The sequence below is a fragment of the Leisingera caerulea DSM 24564 genome (assembly GCF_000473325.1).
Classification (GTDB): domain Bacteria; phylum Pseudomonadota; class Alphaproteobacteria; order Rhodobacterales; family Rhodobacteraceae; genus Leisingera; species Leisingera caerulea.
The window spans coordinates 40,014-58,517 of the sequence record NZ_KI421514.1 but is presented as its reverse complement, the minus strand read 5'-3'; the positions used below and the strand labels follow the sequence as shown (position 1 = coordinate 58,517).

At 63.5% G+C, this 18,504-nt stretch carries 20 protein-coding genes; 15 read left to right on the top strand and 5 right to left on the bottom strand.

Annotated features, from left to right (window positions below; translation table 11 throughout):
• Window positions 1–23: 23 nt before the first annotated feature.
• The 4 genes from CAER_RS0124825 to CAER_RS0124810 all read left to right on the top strand — a co-directional run bounded on the left by CAER_RS0124825 (window position 24) and on the right by CAER_RS0124810 (window position 4,782).
• Window positions 24–1,346, top strand: a complete 1,323-nt coding sequence (locus CAER_RS0124825) for a PQQ-like beta-propeller repeat protein (protein ID WP_027237893.1) — start codon at window positions 24–26, stop codon at window positions 1,344–1,346.
• A 72-nt stretch (window positions 1,347–1,418) separates the two neighbouring features.
• Complete coding sequence (gene der, locus CAER_RS0124820; RefSeq protein ID WP_027237892.1) at window positions 1,419–2,882, top strand: ribosome biogenesis GTPase Der; 1,464 nt, start codon at window positions 1,419–1,421, stop codon at window positions 2,880–2,882.
• A gap of 310 nt (window positions 2,883–3,192) precedes the next feature.
• Window positions 3,193–4,146, top strand: a complete 954-nt coding sequence (locus CAER_RS0124815) for a fatty acid desaturase (protein ID WP_027237891.1) — start codon at window positions 3,193–3,195, stop codon at window positions 4,144–4,146.
• A gap of 69 nt (window positions 4,147–4,215) precedes the next feature.
• Window positions 4,216–4,782, top strand: coding sequence for a helix-hairpin-helix domain-containing protein (locus tag CAER_RS0124810; protein ID WP_027237890.1), 567 nt, complete (start codon window positions 4,216–4,218; stop codon window positions 4,780–4,782).
• Window positions 4,783–4,851: 69 nt separating this feature from the next.
• Here CAER_RS0124810 and serS read toward each other — a convergent pair whose 3' ends face one another.
• Complete coding sequence (gene serS / locus CAER_RS0124805) at window positions 4,852–6,144, bottom strand: serine--tRNA ligase (protein WP_027237889.1); 1,293 nt, start codon at window positions 6,142–6,144, stop codon at window positions 4,852–4,854.
• 302 nt (window positions 6,145–6,446) lie between these two features.
• Between serS and yajC the strand changes: the two genes are divergently transcribed.
• From yajC to CAER_RS0124755, 10 genes are all read left to right on the top strand, one after another.
• A complete protein-coding gene (gene yajC, locus CAER_RS0124800) occupies window positions 6,447–6,731 on the top strand; it encodes a preprotein translocase subunit YajC (protein WP_027237888.1) in 285 nt (94 codons plus the stop codon).
• Window positions 6,732–6,764: 33 nt separating this feature from the next.
• The gene (secD, locus tag CAER_RS0124795) at window positions 6,765–8,426 is read left to right on the top strand and encodes a protein translocase subunit SecD (RefSeq protein WP_027237887.1); all 1,662 of its coding nucleotides are present in this window, start codon (window positions 6,765–6,767) and stop codon (window positions 8,424–8,426) included.
• Between the two features lies 1 nt (window position 8,427).
• Window positions 8,428–9,396, top strand: coding sequence for a protein translocase subunit SecF (gene secF / locus CAER_RS0124790; protein ID WP_027237886.1), 969 nt, complete (start codon window positions 8,428–8,430; stop codon window positions 9,394–9,396).
• Complete coding sequence (locus tag CAER_RS0124785; RefSeq protein ID WP_027237885.1) at window positions 9,389–10,141, top strand: TSUP family transporter; 753 nt, start codon at window positions 9,389–9,391, stop codon at window positions 10,139–10,141. Before secF ends, CAER_RS0124785 begins: the two co-directional genes overlap by 8 nt.
• 11 nt (window positions 10,142–10,152) lie before the next feature.
• Complete coding sequence (locus CAER_RS0124780; RefSeq protein WP_027237884.1) at window positions 10,153–10,506, top strand: Mth938-like domain-containing protein; 354 nt, start codon at window positions 10,153–10,155, stop codon at window positions 10,504–10,506.
• A gap of 87 nt (window positions 10,507–10,593) precedes the next feature.
• The gene (ccmA, locus tag CAER_RS0124775) at window positions 10,594–11,208 is read left to right on the top strand and encodes a heme ABC exporter ATP-binding protein CcmA (protein WP_027237883.1); all 615 of its coding nucleotides are present in this window, start codon (window positions 10,594–10,596) and stop codon (window positions 11,206–11,208) included.
• Window positions 11,205–11,861 (top strand): heme exporter protein CcmB, encoded by a 657-nt coding sequence (gene ccmB, locus CAER_RS0124770; protein ID WP_027237882.1) that lies wholly within the window; start codon window positions 11,205–11,207, stop codon window positions 11,859–11,861. Before ccmA ends, ccmB begins: the two co-directional genes overlap by 4 nt.
• A 57-nt stretch (window positions 11,862–11,918) precedes the next feature.
• Window positions 11,919–12,650 (top strand): heme ABC transporter permease, encoded by a 732-nt coding sequence (locus tag CAER_RS0124765; RefSeq protein ID WP_027237881.1) that lies wholly within the window; start codon window positions 11,919–11,921, stop codon window positions 12,648–12,650.
• Window positions 12,650–12,805 carry a heme exporter protein CcmD gene (gene ccmD / locus CAER_RS0124760; RefSeq protein ID WP_036798013.1) on the top strand — a complete coding sequence of 52 codons (156 nt, stop codon included), beginning with the start codon at window positions 12,650–12,652 and terminating at the stop codon, window positions 12,803–12,805. Before CAER_RS0124765 ends, ccmD begins: the two co-directional genes overlap by 1 nt.
• A complete protein-coding gene (locus CAER_RS0124755; RefSeq protein WP_027237879.1) occupies window positions 12,798–13,337 on the top strand; it encodes a DsbE family thiol:disulfide interchange protein in 540 nt (179 codons plus the stop codon). Before ccmD ends, CAER_RS0124755 begins: the two co-directional genes overlap by 8 nt.
• A gap of 14 nt (window positions 13,338–13,351) precedes the next feature.
• Here the strand turns inward: CAER_RS0124755 and CAER_RS0124750 are convergent, their stop codons facing one another.
• From CAER_RS0124750 to CAER_RS0124740, 3 genes are all read right to left on the bottom strand, one after another.
• Window positions 13,352–13,645 carry a putative quinol monooxygenase gene (locus CAER_RS0124750; RefSeq protein ID WP_027237878.1) on the bottom strand — a complete coding sequence of 98 codons (294 nt, stop codon included), beginning with the start codon at window positions 13,643–13,645 and terminating at the stop codon, window positions 13,352–13,354.
• A gap of 73 nt (window positions 13,646–13,718) precedes the next feature.
• Window positions 13,719–14,057 carry a DOPA 4,5-dioxygenase family protein gene (locus tag CAER_RS0124745; RefSeq protein ID WP_027237877.1) on the bottom strand — a complete coding sequence of 113 codons (339 nt, stop codon included), beginning with the start codon at window positions 14,055–14,057 and terminating at the stop codon, window positions 13,719–13,721.
• Between the two features lie 86 nt (window positions 14,058–14,143).
• Window positions 14,144–14,428 (bottom strand): antibiotic biosynthesis monooxygenase, encoded by a 285-nt coding sequence (locus CAER_RS0124740; RefSeq protein WP_027237876.1) that lies wholly within the window; start codon window positions 14,426–14,428, stop codon window positions 14,144–14,146.
• Between the two features lie 264 nt (window positions 14,429–14,692).
• Between CAER_RS0124740 and CAER_RS0124735 the strand changes: the two genes are divergently transcribed.
• Window positions 14,693–15,478 carry a substrate-binding periplasmic protein gene (locus CAER_RS0124735; protein WP_084299657.1) on the top strand — a complete coding sequence of 262 codons (786 nt, stop codon included), beginning with the start codon at window positions 14,693–14,695 and terminating at the stop codon, window positions 15,476–15,478.
• A gap of 98 nt (window positions 15,479–15,576) precedes the next feature.
• Here CAER_RS0124735 and acnA read toward each other — a convergent pair whose 3' ends face one another.
• Window positions 15,577–18,351 (bottom strand): aconitate hydratase AcnA, encoded by a 2,775-nt coding sequence (gene acnA, locus CAER_RS0124730; RefSeq protein WP_027237874.1) that lies wholly within the window; start codon window positions 18,349–18,351, stop codon window positions 15,577–15,579.
• Between the last annotated feature and the right edge of the window lie 153 nt (window positions 18,352–18,504).

The window sequence follows — 18,504 nt, the reverse complement described above, 5'->3', positions numbered from 1 at the left end:
ACTACGGCATACAGGGCAGGGCAATGACAATAACCAAGACTTTCTCCCGGGTACGGGGTCTTCTGTGCACAACAGCAGCCATGGCCGTTCTGGCCGCCTGCGGCGAGGAGGAGATTATCCTGCGCGGCGAGCGCGAGGATATCCGTCCCGATGCTGCCGTGGAGGTGGTGAACCAGGCACGTCCCATTTCCCTGCCCGGACAGGTTGCTAACGCGGAGTGGGCCCAGGGACATGGCGCCGAGGCGGGCCGCACCGCGCATCCGGCGCTTTCTGCCGCGCCGCAGCGCATCTGGTCTGCCTCGATCGGTGAGGGTGACAGCCGCCGCCAGCGCATCACCGCAACGCCGGTTGCCGGCGGCGGACGCATCTACACTCTGGACAGCGGTGCGCGGGTGTCCGCGGTGTCGCCGCAGGGCCAGGTGCTGTGGCAAAGCGAACTGATCCCGGCGGCGGATGACGAAGGCCAGGCAACAGGCGGCGGATTGGCCTATGACAATGGCGTGCTGTATGTCTCCTCTGGCTTCGGGGTGCTGACGGCGCTGAACGCCTCAGACGGCAGCCTGGTCTGGCGGCAGGAACTGGGGGCCACCGGCTCCGGCCAGCCGCGGGTCAGCGGCGGGCTGGTCTATCTGGTTGCTGGCGATGACACCGGCTGGGCGGTCAATACCAAGGATGGCCGCATTGCCTGGCAGATCGAGGCCTCGCCCTCGGCCGCCAACATCCTGGGCGCGCCGGCCCCCGTGGTCACCAATGACCTCGCGATCTTTGCCTTTGGCTCCGGTGATCTGATTGCCACCTTCCGCCGCGGCGGCCTGCGCCGCTGGAGCGCCTCGGTGGCCGGCCAGCGCACGGGCCAGACCCTGTCGCGGATCAGCGATGTGACCGGCGCGCCGGTGGTTGCGGGCAAGCGGCTGTACGCGGGCAACAACTCGGGCCGCACCGTTGCCATCGACCTGGCAACCGGCGACCGGCTGTGGACCGCGCGCGAAGGCGCCTCCGGCCCCGCCTGGCCTGCGGGCGGCAGCCTGTTCCAGGTCAGCGACCTGAACCAGCTGCTGCGCCTGGATGCGGGCACGGGCGAGGTGATCTGGGCCGTGGACCTGCCGGGCTTTGTGAAGGACAAGCCGGGCAAGCGCGGCAAGATCTATGTGCATCATGGCCCGGTGCTGGCAGGCGGGCAGATTGTGCTGGCCTCCAACGACGGGCTGCTGCGGTTCTTCAATCCTGTTAACGGCAGCCTGACCCGCACGGCGGAGGTGCCGGGCGGCGCCACCACCGCGCCGGTGGTTGCGGGGTGCACGCTCTATGTGGTTTCCTCCAACGGTGAATTGCTGGCCTACCGCTGATCCGTGTTTCCGGGTGGCGGAAGCCGCGCAGATGCGCTATGAGCCGCGTCTGAATCGCAGAAAGCTGGTCTGATGTCCTTTACCCTCGCCATCGTGGGCCGTCCCAATGTGGGCAAGTCCACCCTGTTCAACCGCCTTGTGGGCAAGAAGCTGGCCCTGGTCGACGACCAGCCGGGCGTGACGCGCGACCTGCGCGAGGGCGAGGCGCGGCTGGGGGATCTGCGGTTCACGGTGATCGACACCGCTGGTCTTGAAGATGCCACCGACAACTCGCTGGAAGGCCGCATGCGCCGCCTGACAGAACGGGCGGTGGATATGGCCGACATTTGCCTGTTCATGATCGACGCGCGCACCGGGGTGACCCCGACGGATGAGATCTTTGCCGACATCCTGCGCCGAAAGTCCGCGCATGTGATCCTGGCCGCCAACAAAGCCGAGGGCAACGCCGCTGAAGCTGGCGTGCTGGAGGCTTATGGCCTGGGTCTGGGCGAGCCGCTGCGGCTGTCGGGCGAGCATGGCGAGGGGATGCCGGACCTCTACGGAATCCTGCAGCCGCTGGCCGAAAAATTCGAAGCCGAGGCCGAAGACCATTCCCCGGACACCGACGTCGAGGTTTATGAAGAGATTGGCGAGGACGAGGAAGAAGTCATTCCGGTTCCGACCGACGCCAAGCCCCTGCAGGTCGCCGTGGTGGGCCGCCCGAACGCGGGAAAATCCACGCTGATCAACAAGATTCTGGGCGAGGAGCGGCTGCTGACCGGCCCCGAGGCCGGGATCACCCGCGATGCGATCTCGCTCAAGATCAACTGGAAAGATGTGCCGATGCGGGTGTTCGACACCGCCGGCATGCGCAAGAAGGCCAAGGTGCAGGAGAAGCTGGAAAAGCTCTCTGTCTCTGACGGCCTGCGCGCGGTGAAATTCGCCGAGGTTGTGGTGGTGCTGCTGGATGCCAGCATCCCGTTTGAACAGCAGGACCTGCGGATTGCCGACCTGGCCGAGCGCGAGGGGCGCGCGGTTGTGGTGGCGGTCAACAAATGGGACGCTGAAGAGCACAAGCAGGAAAAGCTGCGAGACCTCAAGGAGGCTTTTGGCCGCCTGCTGCCGCAGCTGCGCGGCGCGCCGCTGGTCACGGTGTCTGCCAAGACCGGCAAAGGACTGGACCGGCTGCATGAGGCGATCATGCGCGCCTATGGCACCTGGAACCGGCGTGTCCCCACTGCGGCGCTGAACCGCTGGCTGGTTGGCATGCTGGAACAGCACCCGCCGCCTGCGCCTCAGGGCAAGCGTATCAAGCTGCGCTACATGACCCAGGCCAAAAGCCGCCCGCCGGGGTTTGTGGTGATGTGCTCGCATCCCGATAAGCTGCCGGAAAGCTATACCCGCTATCTGGTCAACGGGCTGCGTGAAGACTTCGATATGCCCGGCACGCCGATCCGCCTGTACATGCGCGGGCAGGGCGACAAGAACCCCTATAAAGGCAAGCGCGCCAAGAACGCCGGAGCCCTGGCCAAGCACTTGAACAAGCGCGGCAGCTGACGCGGCAGGCAAGCGCGGGGCGGCTCCCGCCCGGCCTCGCGGCATTCACAGAATACCTTGGCCCGTTGGGCCCGGCGCCGCCCTGACGGGCGGCGCTTTTGCGTTGCGCGGGTTCTGGCGGCCCAAGGCCTGCATGCGCTCCCGGGCGTGAAGTGCTGTTTCGGCATTTCCAGCGGTTTGCTACACCTGCGGTTGCGCATTTGTTGCGCGGCAGCCTTGTCTTTGGGCCTGGCGGAATTATCTGAAATCCTACCTTGGACGGGCTGCGCGTTTCGCACGTTTGTCACGAAATGATTTTACGGATGTTTTCATGGACCTGAGGGCGCATACGAGAAAGTTCACCGAAAAGGACAACCGGCTGGCTTCGCTCAGCTATTTCGGGACATTCGCGGTCTATTTCCTGTCGCTTTACCTGGCCATCGCCCATGCGGACCGCTGGTACGTGATGCTGCCTGCCGGGGTGGTCTTTGCATTTGCGGCGGTGCGCCTCTACGTGCTGCAGCACGACACCGGCCATCATTCGCTGTTCGAAACCCGCCTGCAGAATGAGATCGCGGGCCATGTTCTGTCCCCCTTCACCTTTGCCCCGTTTGAGGTGATGAAGCAGAATCACAACCTGCATCATTCCAACATCGGCAACCTGGAGCACCGTGAAACCGGCGAGATTCACACGATGACGGTGCGGGAGTGGAAGGCGGCCGGCTTCTGGGAGCGGCTGGGCTACCGGCTGTACCGCAACCCGTTTGTGCTGGTGCCGCTGGGGTCGGCCTTTACCTATTTCATCCGCTACCGCTGGCCCAAGAACACGGTCCGCTTCGGCGCCTGGGGCGTGATCCTGCACAATCTGGTGATCGTGGCGATGCTTGCGCTGCTCTATTGGGCGGCGGGCATGACCGGCATCTGGATCTGGCTGGCGTTTTCCTTCCTTGGCGGCATGATCGGGGTGTTCCTGGTCTACCTGCAGCATAATTTCGAGGATACCTACTGGGACCGCCGACCGGACCTGAACCCGCAGGTGGCGGCGCTGCAAGGATCTTCCTGCCTGGATTTCGGATGGTTCTTCGACATGGCAGTGGCAAATATCACCCTGCACGACATCCACCATTACAACGCGCGTATTCCGTCCTACCGGCTGCGGCAGTGCCACTACAGCCTGCCGCCGGAACTGGGGCTGCGCCGGATCAAATTCCCGGAGGCCGTCCGGGCTTTGACGCTAAAGCTCTGGGATGAAGAGAAAAAATGCCTTGTTCCCTTCCCCGGCTAAGCGGACCGTGTCATCCTTGCACAGAGATTGGGCAAGTAAGGTATTGAAAATAAAAGGAATAGATCAGGCATGACACCAATACACAAGCTGCGCGGGGTCGGACCGGCGCTGGCAAAGGTGCTGCAGGAACATGGCGTGAAAACCGCTGAAGAACTGGCAGGGATGGATGAAGCAAAGCTGCGCGGCATTCCAGGGATCGGAGCAAACCGAGCTGCGGCGCTGAGGGTGCTGGCCCGGGAGGCTGCAGACGCCAAGGGGGCGGGTGATCCGGGCCAGGCTAAAGCCAAGCCGGTGAACGGCAATCCGGCCCGCGGCAAGCGGGACGGGCAGGCGGCAGCCCCTCAGGCACAGCCGACGCAGGAAGAGATGGACAGGAAGCTGGCCGAAGCCGAGGCGGCCCGCAAGGCAGCGGAGGAGAAGGCGGCAAAGGCCAAGGCCAAGGCCGCCAAGGCCAAGCGCAAGGCTGCCAATCTGGCGGAAGAATTCGCGGCGGCAAAAATCAAGGCCAAGCAGAAAGCCAAAAAAATGAAGGCAAAGGCCAAGAAAGCCATCGAAAAGGAGAAGGCTAAGGCGCAGGCTATCCTGGAGGGGACGGCTAGCGACAAGAAAAAGAAGAAGGCGAAGAAATCGCGTTAAGCCTTCGATTCCTTAGAAAAACCGGCGCCGATTAGCGCCGGTTTCCTTGTGTCTGGCAGGGCTTCTGGATCAGACCAGCTGCCCCTCGGCACTCAAGGTCAGTTTGCTGCCCAGGTAGGGGGCCAGCACCTCCGGCAGCTTGACCGAGCCATCCGCCTGCTGGCCGTTTTCCAGCACGGCGATCAGGCAGCGGCCCACCGCCAGGCCAGAGCCGTTCAGCGTGTGCACGAACTGCGGCTTGCCGCCATCCGCGGGCTTGAAGCGGGCGTTCATCCGGCGTGCCTGAAAATCGCCGCAGACCGAGACCGAGGAGATCTCGCGGTAGGTGTTCTGGCCGGGCACCCAGACCTCGATGTCGTGGGTTTTGCGGGCGCCAAAGCCCATGTCGCCGGTGCACAGAACGATGGTGCGGTAGGGCAGTCCCAGCCGCTCCAGGATGTCCTCGGCGCAGCGTGTCATGCGCTCGTGCTCCTCGACGCTCTTGTCCGGATGTGTGACGGAGACCATTTCGACCTTCTCGAACTGGTGCTGGCGCAGCATGCCGGCGGTGTCCTTGCCGGCCGAACCGGCCTCAGACCGGAAGCACTGGGTGTGGGCCACATAGCGGCGCGGCAGGTAGCCTTCCTCGACCACCAGGCCGTTGACGATGTTGGTCAGCGTGACCTCCGCCGTCGGAACCAGCCACCAGCCGTTGGTGGTCTTGTAGCTGTCCTCGCCGAACTTGGGCAGCTGACCGGTGCCGTACATCATCTCTTCGCGCACCAACACCGGGGTCCAGGTCTCGGTCAGGCCGTTTTCGTCTACATGGGTGTTGATCATGAACTGCGCCAGCGCCCGGTGGATACGGGCCACCGCACCGGACAACACCACAAAGCGGCTGCCCGAGAGCTTGGCCGCGGTCTCGAAATCCATGCCCGGCTTCACACCTTCGATCTCGAAATGCTCCTTGGCCTCGAACTCGAGCGCCTTGGGCTCACCCCAACGGCGGATTTCGACATTGTCGTCCTCATCCTCGCCCAGCGGCACATCCTCGAACGCCAGGTTCGGAATGGTGGCCAGCATGTCATTGAGCTGCTGGTCCAGCGCCTTGGCCTCGGTGTTCATGGCAGCGACTTCGGCCTTCTTCTCGGCGACCAGCGCGCGCAGGCGCTCGAACTCGGCCTCGTCGCCGCGGCCCTTGGCTGCGCCAACCTCCTTGGAGGCCTTGTTCTGCTCGGCTTGCGCGGTCTCTGCCGCCAGGATCTTGGCACGGCGCGCTTCGTCCAGCGCCAGGATCTCGGATGACACGCCCGCATCCCCGCGCCGCGCCACAGCGGCGTCGAATGCGGCAGGGTTTTCGCGGATAGCGCGGATGTCATGCATGAGAGTCTCTCCTAGCGTTGAATGATATTTGAATCAGTAGGCCCATCCTATGACGCAAGGGTGAAGAAAGGGGAAGGGGGGCGTGCGGTCTGTGTGCAGGCCGGGCATTCCGGGCACGGTCCATGCCACGCGGTCTGCGCCGGGAAAGCCCCTGCAACAGGCCGTTAAGGGCAATCCTGCAACGGCGTTTTACGCTTGCGCTTTTGCGCTGCGTGAGCCTTGCGCTCCATCCAGCCAGCGCATAGGTTCCGCTGCAAATTTCCGGCGTGAAAACCATGCCGCTTTGACAGAAGGAATATCCCATGGACGGTGGCGCAGTCGCCCAATTTCTCCCGCTTATTCTGATCTTCGCGATCATGTACTTCCTACTGATCCGCCCGCAGCAGAAGAAGATGAAACAGCATCAGGCGATGGTGGACGGCCTGCGCCGCGGTGACCAGGTGGTGACCCAGGGCGGCGTCATTGGCAAGGTGGCAAAGGTCAAGGAAGACGGCGAGATCGAGGTGGAGATCGCTGACGGCGTCAAGGTGCGCGTGGTCAAGGCGACCATTGCCCAGGTTCTGAACAAGACCGAGCCGGCAGCTTAAGCGCTCCTTGCAACTATCTGAAAAGGCAGGGCAATGCTGCAAATTGATCTCTGGAAGAGGGTGCTGATCTGGCTGGTATGCGCAGCTGGATTGATGCTTGCCCTGCCAAACGGGTTCTACACCCGCGTCGAACAGGCAAACGACGCGGCAGCCGACATTATCGCCAAGGGCGAGACGCCGGAGCGGCTGGAAACGGTCGGCCAGTGGCCGTCTTTCCTGCCGTCAGGGCTGGTGAACCTTGGCCTCGACCTGCGGGGCGGCGCGCATCTGCTAGCCGAGGTGCAGGTGGAAGACGTCTATGAAGCGCGGATGGATGCGCTGTGGCCGGAAGTGCGGGATGCGCTGCGGCCGGAGCGCAGCACCGTCGGCACTTTCCGCCGCCAGCCGGAGCCTGCGGATGAGATTCGCCTGAAGCTCTCCAAACCCGATGGCATGGCCCGTGCGCTGGAAGTGGTGCGCGGCCTGGCCAACCCGATCACGACGCTGACAGGTGTCGGCGCCAACGACATCGAGGTTTCGGCCCAGGGCGACATCCTGGTGGTGCGCCTGAGCGAGGCGGAGAAGGTCGCCTCTGACGACCGCACCGTGCGCCAGGCACTGGAGATCGTGCGCCGCCGCATCGACGAGGTCGGCACCCGCGAGCCGACCATTCAGCGCCAGGGCGCTGACCGGATCCTTATTCAGGTGCCGGGCATCGGGTCCGCGTCTGAACTCAAGGCGATCATCGGCACCACCGCGCAGCTGACCTTCAACCCGGTTGTGGGCCGCGGCAGCGATCCGGACGCCGCCCCCGGCATCGGCAACAAGGTGATCCCGTCGCTGGATGAGGAAGGCGCCTATTACACCATCGAGGCCGCTGCGGTTGTGACCGGCGAAGACCTGGTCGATGCGCAGCCGTCCTTCGACCAGAACGGCCGGCCAGCGGTGACCTTCCGCTTCAACACCTCCGGCGCGCGCCGGTTTGGCGACTACACGGCGGAAAACATCGGCTCGCCCTTTGCGATCGTGCTGGATGACGAGGTGGTCTCTGCCCCGGTGATCCAGTCGCATATCCCGGGCGGCTCCGGTATCATCACCGGCAACTTCACCATCGAGGAAAGCACCAACCTTGCGGTTCTGCTGCGCGCAGGCGCGCTGCCTGCCGGGCTGGAGTTCCTGGAAGAGCGCACCATCGGCCCGGAACTGGGCCAGGACAGCATCGACGCGGGCAAGGTGGCAACGGCCGTGGCCTTTATCGCGGTGCTGGTGTTCATGGGGCTCAGCTACGGCCTGTTCGGCCTGTTCGCCAATGTGGCGCTGATCCTGAATATCGCGCTGATCTTTGGCATGCTCAGCCTGATCGGCGGCACCCTGACGCTGCCGGGCATCGCCGGTATCGTTCTGACCGTCGGCATGGCGGTTGACGCCAACGTGCTGATCTTCGAGCGCATACGCGAAGAGCTGAAATCGGGCCGCGGCCCGGCCAAGGCCATCGACGAAGGTTACTCCAAGGCGCTGAGCGCCATTCTCGACGCCAACATCACCACCTTCATCACTGCGGTGATCCTGTTCGCCATGGGCTCCGGCCCGGTGCGCGGCTTTGCGATCACCCTGGGGCTGGGCATCATGACCTCGGTATTCACCGCGATCTTTGTCACCCGCCTGATGATTGTCATGTGGTTTGAACGGCGCCGTCCGAAAACGATTGAGGTGTGATATGCGGCTGAGACTTGTTCCCCAGGAAACCTCATTCGATTTCTTCAAACGCGCCAAGCTGTGGCTGGGTATTTCCGCCCTGATGATGGTGGTGGGCTTTGCTTCCTTCCTGTTACAGGGGCTGAACTTCGGCATCGACTTCCGCGGCGGCACCACCATCCGCACCGAGGCCACCCAGACTGTGGATGTGGGCGCCTACCGCGACGCGCTGGCAGTGCACGGGCTGGGCGATGTGTCGATCACTGAGGTGTTTGATCCGGCCTTCGATGAAGACCAGCATGTCGCCATGATCCGCATCCAGGCGCAAGAGGATGGGGAGGCGATCTCCGGCGAGATGATCGAGATGCTGAAGGCCTCGTTGGACGCGGTGGCACCGGGCATCAAATTCGTCTCAGTCGAATCCGTTGGCCCCAAGGTCTCGGGCGAGCTGATCCAGACCGCGGTGATTGCCGTTGTGCTCGCCATCGCGGCGGTGCTGGTCTACATCTGGCTGCGGTTCGAATGGCAGTTCGCCCTCGGCGCGGTGGCGGCGCTGGTGCATGACGTGGTGCTGACCATTGGCGTGTTCTCGGAACTGCAGATCAAGTTCGACCTGGCGATCATTGCGGCCCTGCTGACCATCGTCGGCTACTCGCTGAACGACACGGTGGTGGTCTTTGACCGGGTGCGCGAGAACCTGCGCCGCTACAAGCAGAAGGATCTGGCGGAAGTCCTGAACATCTCAATCAACGAGACGCTGAGCCGGACCGTGATGACCTCTGTTACTACGCTGCTGGCGCTGATCTCGCTTTATGTGCTGGGCGGCGACGTAATCCGCGGGTTCGTGTTTGCGATGATTTGGGGTGTTCTGGTCGGGACCTATTCGTCCGTGTTCGTGGCCTCCACCATCCTGCTGAAACTGGGGGTGAAGCGCGACTGGTCGAAGCCGTCGAACACCTCCGGCAACCAGTTTGCCAACATTGATGCTTGAGGCCTTTCAGGCAGCCCTGCAGACGCCGGGGCTGTTCTGGCTGCTGGTCACCATCGGAGCCGCGGGTCTAGTCCGCGGCTTCACTGGTTTTGGCACTGCGATGATCTTTGTCCCTGTGGGGGCGCAGTTCCTGCCATCAGCCGATGTGGTGTTCCTGATGGTGCTGATGGGCGTGTTTTCTACCATCACCCTGTTCCCGCAGGCCTGGAGCAAGGCCGACAGGGCCGAAGTCGGGGCCTTGTCCATGGCCGCCGCGGTGACTGTACCGGCGGGTCTGTGGATCATGTCGCAGATGGACCCGCTGACCCTGCGCTGGGTTGCGGCCGGGGTGATCGGCGTGACATTGGCCGCCGTGATCTCCGGCTGGCGCTGGCAGGGCAGACTTGGCTGGCCGGGGCGGTTCGCAATTGGCGGCGCGGCGGGCGTTGTCGGCGGCATGACCGGGCTGACGGGGCCGGTGATCATTGTCTTCTACCTGGCAAACGTGCGCGACGTGGCGCGGGTCAGGGCCAATACCATTGTTTTCCTGGCGGCGCTGGATGTGGTGATTGCGGTAAACCTGATCTTCGGCGGCATGGCCAGTCTCAAGGCGTTCATTCTGGCAGCGCTGCTAGGGGTGCCCTACGTGATCACCACGCTGACCGGCAAGGCGCTGTTTGATCCCAAGCTGGAGAAACTCTACCGCTTTGCCTCCTATTCCGTGATCGGGCTGGCCGTGTTATCCAGCCTCCCGGTATTTGATTGAAAGGACCGCGCATGCGCCTGAATGAAGTGAGCTATACCGACGCGCAGCCGATTGATGGCTATGGCGCGGGGTTCTTCCGGATCGGCGGGCAGGTGCATCAGGGGGCGGTGCTGACCTCGGCGGCTGGCACGGCGCCCTGGGACGGCATGGCCGACGCCGAACCGCTGCTGGCGCTCGCCGGAGAGATTGATGTGCTGTTCATCGGCACCGGCGCGGAAATCGCCCATATCCCGGCAGAATTGCGCAAGGCGCTGGAAGAGGCCGGGCTGGGGGTGGAGATTATGAACTCGCCTGCGGCGTGCCGCACCTATAACGTGCTCTTGTCTGAAGGGCGCCGGATTGCCATGGCGGCGCTGCCGGTCTGATTTCCTGAAATTCATTTGACCTGCCGCAAAGCGGGCATCTTGAAAACAGGCTTTTCATGCGCGGACACAATGGGATAAGCGGGCTTCATGACATTGACAGTGACGGATCTGAGCGTGGCCCGCGGAGGCATCCCGGTGCTGGAGGGGCTGAGCTTTGAGCTGGAGTCCGGCAGGGCGCTGATCCTGCGCGGCCCCAATGGCATTGGCAAAACCACGCTCTTGCGAACCGTCGCGGGCCTGCAGCCGCCGCTGAGGGGCCGGGTTGAGGGCGCTGAGGACCAGATTGCCTATGCCGCCCACTCCGATGGGCTGAAGCCGACGCTGACGGTGGCCGAGAACCTGACATTCTGGGCCAGCGTCTTTGGCCGCAGCGGTATTGAACAGGCACTGGACGGGTTCGACCTGCAAGGTTTGCGGGACCGGCAGGCGGGGGCGCTGTCGGCGGGGCAGAAACGCCGCCTGGGCCTCAGCCGGATGCTGGTGACAGGCCGTCCCATCTGGATCATGGACGAGCCGACAGTGAGCCTGGACAAGACCTCGGTCGCGATGTTTGCAAACACGGTGCGGGCGCATTTGGGGCAGGGCGGCGCGGCGCTGATTGCCACCCATATCGACCTGGGGCTGGAGGCGGAGGTGCTGGACGTGGGTCCCTACAAGGCCAAACCGCCGGAGATCGACGATTTTGACGGAGACTTCCTGTGATTGCGCTTCTCCTGCGGGATCTGAAGCTTGCCTTCCGCGCGGGCGGCGGCTTTGGGTTGGGCCTTGCCTTCTTTCTGATCGTGACCGTGATGGTGCCATTTTCCGTCGGCCCGCAGTCTGAGCTGCTGTCGCGGATCGCACCCGGCGTGCTGTGGCTTGGCGCGCTTCTGGCGTGCCTCTTGTCGCTGGACCGGCTGCTGGCGCTGGATTGGGAGGACGGTTCGCTCGACCTCTTGGCCACTGCGCCGCTGCCGCTGGAAAGCACGGTCACCATCAAGGCGCTGGCGCATTGGATCACCACCGGGCTGCCGCTGGTGATGGCGGCGCCGGTGCTGGGGGTGCTGCTGAACCTGCCGCTTGCGGGTTTTCAGTGGCTGGTTGTCTCGCTGCTGCTGGGCACCCCGGCGCTGTCGGTCATCGGCACCTTTGGCGCTGCACTGACCGTGGGGCTGAAACGCGGCGGCCTGCTGATGTCGCTGCTGGTGATGCCGCTGTATGTGCCGACGCTGATCTTCGGCTCGGAGGTTGCCCGCCGCGGTGCCGAGGGCATGGCGGTGCAAACGCCGCTGTTGCTGCTGGCCGGGATCTCCGCCGCCTCCATCGCCCTTCTGCCCTTTGCCAGCGCTGCCGTCCTGCGCGTCAATTTGCGCTAGGACTTTTTGCCGTGACCAACAATTGAGAAATCCGGAAGCAGGACCTAAATAGCCACCATGTCGATCTGGGAATACGCCAACCCGAAAAAGTTCCTGGCCACCACCGAAAAGGTGATGCCGGCCTTGTGGGTCAGCTCAGCGGTGCTGATCACCGTGGGGCTGGTCTGGGGCTTTTTTTTCACGCCTGATGACTACCGTCAGGGCTCCACCGTCAAGATCATTTTCCTGCATGTGCCGTCGGCACTGATGGCGATCAACGCCTGGTTCATGATGCTGGTTACCTCGCTGGTCTGGGTGATCCGCCGCCACCACGTCAGCGCGCTGGCGGCCCGGGCCGCGGCGCCTGTGGGCGTGGTGATGACGGTGATCGCGCTGATCACCGGCGCGATCTGGGGGCAGCCGATGTGGGGCACCTGGTGGGCCTGGGACCCGCGGCTCACGTCCTTCCTGGTGCTGTTCCTGTTCTACCTCGGCTACATTGCCCTGTGGGAGGCGATCGACAACCCGGACACCGCCGCTGACCTGACCTCGATCCTGTGCCTGGTGGGATCGGTGTTCGCGGTGCTCAGCCGCTATGCGGTGAATTTCTGGAACCAGGGGCTGCACCAGGGCGCGTCGCTGTCGTTGGACAAGAAGGAGAACGTCGCCGATGCGTTTTCCAACCCGCTGTATGTGTGCATGGCGGGGTTTGTGCTGTTGTTCATCGCGTTGGTGTTCTACCGCACCGGAACTGAAATCCGCGCCCGCCGCATCAAGGCATTGATGGCGCGCGAACGGCTGGAGGCCTGATGCCCGATCTTGGAAAATACGCCGATACGGTGCTGTCGGCCTATGCCGCCTCGCTGATCCTGCTGGTGGCGCTGGTGGTGCTGACAATCTTGCGCGGCCGCAAGGTGCGCCGGGAGATGGAAACCCTGGAAACCCGGGTGAAGCGCAATGGCTAAAATCTCTCCGCTGATGGCGATCCCCGGTTTGGTGTTTGCAGGCTTTGTCGGCCTGGCGCTGGTGGGGATGTTCCGCGAGGACCCCAACAGCCTGCCGTCCGCGCGCGAAGGCCAGCCCGCGCCGCCGGTGGTGCTGGATCCGTTTCCGGGCAAGGAGATGTTCAGCGACGAAACCCTGCGCGACGGCAACGTGAAGCTGGTGAACTACTGGGCCAGCTGGTGCGCGCCTTGCCGGGTGGAGCACCCGAACCTTGAAGCGCTGTCCAAGGAAGGCATCCCGGTCTACGGCATCAACTACAAGGACCAGCTGGCAAATGCCGAGGCCTTTCTGGATGAGCTCGGCGATCCCTATGCAGCCATCGGCCGGGACGAGAAGGGCCGGATGGCTATCGACTGGGGCCTCTATGGTGTGCCTGAGACCTACGTGGTGGATGGCGAGGGCAAGATCGTGCTGCGGTTTGCCGGGCCTGTCACCCAGCGGGTGATCGAAAAGACCCTGCGCCCGGCGATGGAGAAGGCCGCGGGCCAGTAACCGGGCAGGGCGCGTCAGGCGCCCGTGCCGAGGGTGAAGCTCTTGAAGTCCGGCTCCGCCGCAAGCAGCTTGTGGAGTTGCTCGAAATCCGCCTGCTTGGAGCGCCAGATCAAATAGTCGCCGAAGGCGTCGGCGTTCTCCCAGCGCTGGAAGATGGCAATCTCGTCCCGCTCCGGGGCCAGCAGCGTGTCGGCTTGCAGACAGCCGGGAAAATCCCGGACCTGTGCCACCATCTGTTTCACCAGGACCGCCAGCCGGGTGTATTGCCCCGGCAGCGGCTGCAGCTCAATGATTACTGCTTCGGTCAAAGGAAGCTCCGCGTGTCAAAAGGGGCGGCGGTCCGGCCGGCCGCCCGGAAGTTTCTGCTGGAGGCGCCGCATATCAGCTGAAAATGCTGAGATCCAGTGCCAGCCCCGCCCCTAGCCAGATGCCATGATCGCGATGGTCCGCCAGGGCGTCGCCGGTTTCCGGATGGGCAAACACGATCAGCCCCTCGCGGTTCAGCGCCAGCCAAGGCAGAAGCCTTGCGAACTGCTCCGGGCTGGCGGCCAGCTGGCAGGACCATCTTGGATGCGGCCCCACGTTTTTCTCATGCACCCGGCCCATCTGGACGCCGAACTGCCGGGCGGCCTGCTCGCAAAGGGATCTGGCCTGCCCGATGGTGGTTTCGTCAAAATAGACGTGGGCGTGAAAGCCGGTGATGCTGCTGCTCTGTTTCATGGCAGCAGTATTGCCGCCGCCAGCCCGGCGGGGCAATCTGCAGTTTGCGAACAGAGGTTGTGCAGTCCGGATGAGGCCCGCGCGGCTCAGGGCACGGAAAAGGTGCGGAAGTCCTGTTCCCGCCGCATGGTGGCGCTGCGGGCGTCCAGGTCGCCGCGTTCAGCGCGCCAGGTCAGGTAGCGGTCCAGGTGGTCATTTGATTCCCAGAAGTGGAACACAGCGATTTCATGACGCTCGCGATTGATGCCGGCGTGGGCTTCGATACAGCCGGGAAATCGCCGGGTTTCGCATATCATTGCTGCCACCGCCTTAGCGTGATCTTCAAACGTGTCTATGTCCGGATAAATAACGGCAATTGCGGCTTCTTTCATGCGTTCTGCGTGCGGCCTCTGAATGCGCCCTGAAAGGGAAAAGGTTAATTCAGGAATTATGTTTACACATTATTAACGGACGGTACAGCAGCTTACGCTGCGGGACCGGAGAGCTTTTTGCGTGGCGCGCGGGCACGCATTTGTCAGGACGGGTTGCCCCGCGGACTCTTTTAATCTGCCGCGGAATACTGCAGGATTTTAGAGTTAAGAAATTCAGGGTTTCGCGGCACTGCGTGCCGGTAAAACACGTGGTCCGGGAATGAGATGAAAGTAATTGATCCCGCTAGAGTCCTGAGTACAGGCCTGGGATGCGTCGTGGCCGCCTGCCTGTTTGCGGCGGCTGCGCGGGCGGAAACTGTCCTGACCTTCTGCTATGATCCCTATCCGCCCTACACCATGGGAACCGGCAGCATCCCGTCCGGCGGGCTGAAGGTGCAGCTGCTCGACGCGGTGACGGAGCGGATCGGCGGCCTTAGCGCAGTGACGGTTCTGCTGCCCTGGCAGCGCTGCCTGGCCCAGGCCAAGTCAGGGGAGGCAAACGGCATCCTGCCCCTGTTCAAGTCCCCGGAGCGGGAGGCCTTCCTGGCATTCAGCGAACCCGCGTTTGAGCAGACGAATACTTTCTGGTACAACCGGGACCGCTTTCCAAGCGGGTTGAAATGGGGCGAGGGCTATGCCGGTGTGTCCCACCTGAGGCTGGGCATGGTGAACGGCAGCGTCATCGACCCCCGGATGGAAGCGGCGTTCAGCGCCCGTAACCGCATCATCAGGGCCGGCGATGCAGCCGGTCTGATGCAAATGCTGCTGTTCGGCCAGCTGGACCTGGTCGCAATTGACGATGCTGTCGGGCGCTATCATGTGGGCCTGAACGGCTGGCAGGACCGGATTGCCGCCGCCGGGACAGCCGTTTCCAGCCGCACGTCGCACTTCGGACTGTCCCGCGCCAGCGGTGCGGAGGCCTATCTGGAAGAATTCGACCGCGCGATCAGGGAGCTGAAGGCCGAAGGTGAGATTGACCGGATCCTGCACAGCCGCAGCTACAGCCACTAGCCAGGAACGCAGGTCGGCACTGCTGCCATTGCGGACCTAGTATCCAAAAGAAAAGGGCGCCCGCTTGGGCGCCCTTGTCCGTGTGGCAGCGGCCGGCCTTACTGCTTGGCCAGATTGCGCAGCACATAGTGCAGAACGCCGCCGTGTTCGATGTATTCGATCTCCGGTGCGGTATCGATACGGCACTTCAGCGTGATGGTCTTTTCCGAACCGTCGGCAAAGGTGATGTCGCACGGCACCTCCTGCAGCGGCTTGATGCTGTCCAGCCCATGGATCGAGACGGTTTCCTCGCCGGTGAGCCCCAGCGTCTTGCGGGTGTCGCCGCCGGTGAACTCGAACGGGATCACGCCCATGCCGACCAGGTTGGAACGGTGGATGCGCTCGAAGCTTTCCGCGATCACGGCCTTCACGCCCAGAAGAGCAGTGCCCTTGGCCGCCCAGTCGCGCGAGGAGCCCGCGCCGTACTGCTCGCCGCCGAATACCACCAGCGGGGTGCCGTTTTCCTGATGCGCCATCGAAGCCTCAAAGATCGAGGTCTGCTCGCCATCGGGGCCTTTGGTGTAGCCGCCCTCGACGCCGTCCAGCATCTCGTTCCGGATGCGGATATTGGCGAAGGTGCCGCGCATCATGATCTCGTGGTTGCCGCGGCGCGAGCCGTATGAGTTGAACTCACGCGGCTGCACCTGGCGCTCCAGCAGGTACTGGCCCGCGGGCGTGGTGGTGGCAAAGGATCCCGCGGGCGAGATGTGGTCGGTGGTGACCATATCGCCCAGGATCGCCAGAACCTTGGCGCCTTCGACGTTTTCGATGGTGCCCGGCTCGGGACCCATGTCCTGGAAGTAAGGCGGGTTCTGGATGTAGGTCGAACTTGCGGGCCAGTCATAGGTTTCCGCGTCGGTGACCTCCACCGCCTGCCACTTCTCATCGCCCTTGAAGACATCGGCGTATTTCGACTGGAACGCTTCGCGGGTCACGGTCTGCTCGACCAGATCGGCGATTTCCTTCTGGCTCGGCCAGAGGTCCTTGAGGAAGACGTCGTTGCCGTCCTGGTCCTGGCCCAGCGGCGCGGTGGTGATGTCGATGTTCATGTCACCGGCCAGCGCATAGGCCACCACCAGCGGCGGCGAGGCCAGGTAGTTGGCGCGCACGTCGGGGGAGATGCGGCCCTCGAAGTTGCGGTTGCCCGACAGCACCGAAACGCCGATCAGGTCATTGTCGTTGATGCACTTGGAGATTTCTTCGGCCAGCGGGCCGGAGTTGCCGATGCAGGTGGTGCAGCCATAGCCGACCAGGTTGAAGCCGATGGCGTCCAGATGCTCCTGCAGGCCGGCGGCCTCCAGGTACTCGGACACAACCTGCGACCCCGGCGCCAGCGAGGTTTTGACCCAGGGCTTGCGGGTCAGGCCGCGCTCATGCGCCTTTTTCGCGACAAGGCCTGCGCCGATCATCACATAGGGGTTCGATGTGTTGGTGCAGGAGGTGATCGAGGCGATCACGATGGAGCCGTCGTGCAGCTGGTACTTGCCATCGTCCGTCGTCACAAAGCCGGATTTGTGGTGGCCCTTGTCGCCGGGGATGTCCTGCGGTTCGGGCTGGCCGCCCTCGGCCTCCCAGCGGCCTTCGGCACGTTCGCTGGCGTCCTTGCCAGTGCGCTGGCCTTCGACATAGTCGTGGAAGGTGGTGGCCGCCTGGTCCAGCGCGATGTGGTCCTGCGGGCGCTTCGGGCCGGAGATCGCGGGCACGACCGTGCCCATGTCCAGGTGCAGCGTGTCGGTGTAGACCGGGTTGTAGCTCTCGTCACGCCAGAGGCCGTTTTCCTTGGCGTAGGCCTCAACCAGCGCGATGCGGTCCTTGTCGCGGCCGGTGTTGCGCAGGTAGCGGAGTGTTTCGCCGTCAATCGGGAAAAAGCCGCAGGTGGCGCCGTATTCGGGGGCCATGTTGGCAATGGTCGCGCGGTCAGCCAGCGGCAGCCGGTCCAGGCCGTCGCCGAAGAACTCGACGAATTTGCCGACCACGCCCTTGGCGCGCAGCATTTCCACCACTTTCAGCACCAGATCGGTGCCGGTGGTGCCTTCGGTCATCTCGCCGGTCAGCTCAAAGCCGACCACTTCGGGGATCAGCATGGAAATCGGCTGGCCCAGCATCGCCGCTTCGGCCTCGATGCCGCCAACACCCCAGCCCAGAACCGCAGCGCCGTTCACCATGGTGGTGTGGCTGTCGGTGCCGACGAGAGTGTCGGGATAGGCGACTTCCTCGCCGTTCTGGTCGGTGTCGGTCCAGACAGTCTGGGCCAGGTATTCCAGGTTCACCTGGTGGCAGATGCCGGTGCCCGGCGGCACCACGCGGAAATTGTTGAACGCCTTCTGGCCCCACTTCAGGAACTGATAGCGCTCCATATTGCGCTCATACTCGCGGTCGACGTTCATCTGGAACGCGCGCGGGTTGCCGAATTCGTCGATCATCACAGAGTGGTCGATGACCAGATCCACTGGCACCAGCGGGTTGATCTTGGCGGCTGAGCCCTTGAGGCCGACGATGCCGTCACGCATGGCGGCGAGGTCGACCACAGCGGGAACGCCGGTGAAGTCCTGCATCAGCACACGGGCCGGGCGATAGGAGATCTCGCGCGGGTTCTTGCCCCCCTTGCCGGCCCATTCGCCAAAGGCCTTGATGTCATCGGTGGAGACCGAAAAGCCGCCGTCCTCGAAGCGCAGCATGTTTTCCAGCACCACCTTGAGCGCGGCGGGAAGCTTGGAAAAGTCGCCAAAGCCTGCTTCGGTGGCTGCGGGAATGGAATAGTAAGAAATCGTTTTGCCGTTGACGCTGAGAGTGCGGCGCGCGCTGGCGTTGTCCTGTCCGACGGTGATAGGCATGGGTGGCCTCCCTCAAGAAATTGAACTTGGGAATTCGCTGCTTGTTAAATGCATGAGGTAAGCGCTTCATTCAATAGTTCAAACGCCGCAGGGGCAGTTTTGTATGCGATTGTACACATTTTTGGCGGCGCAGCGGCTCCTGCGTGCCTCAAA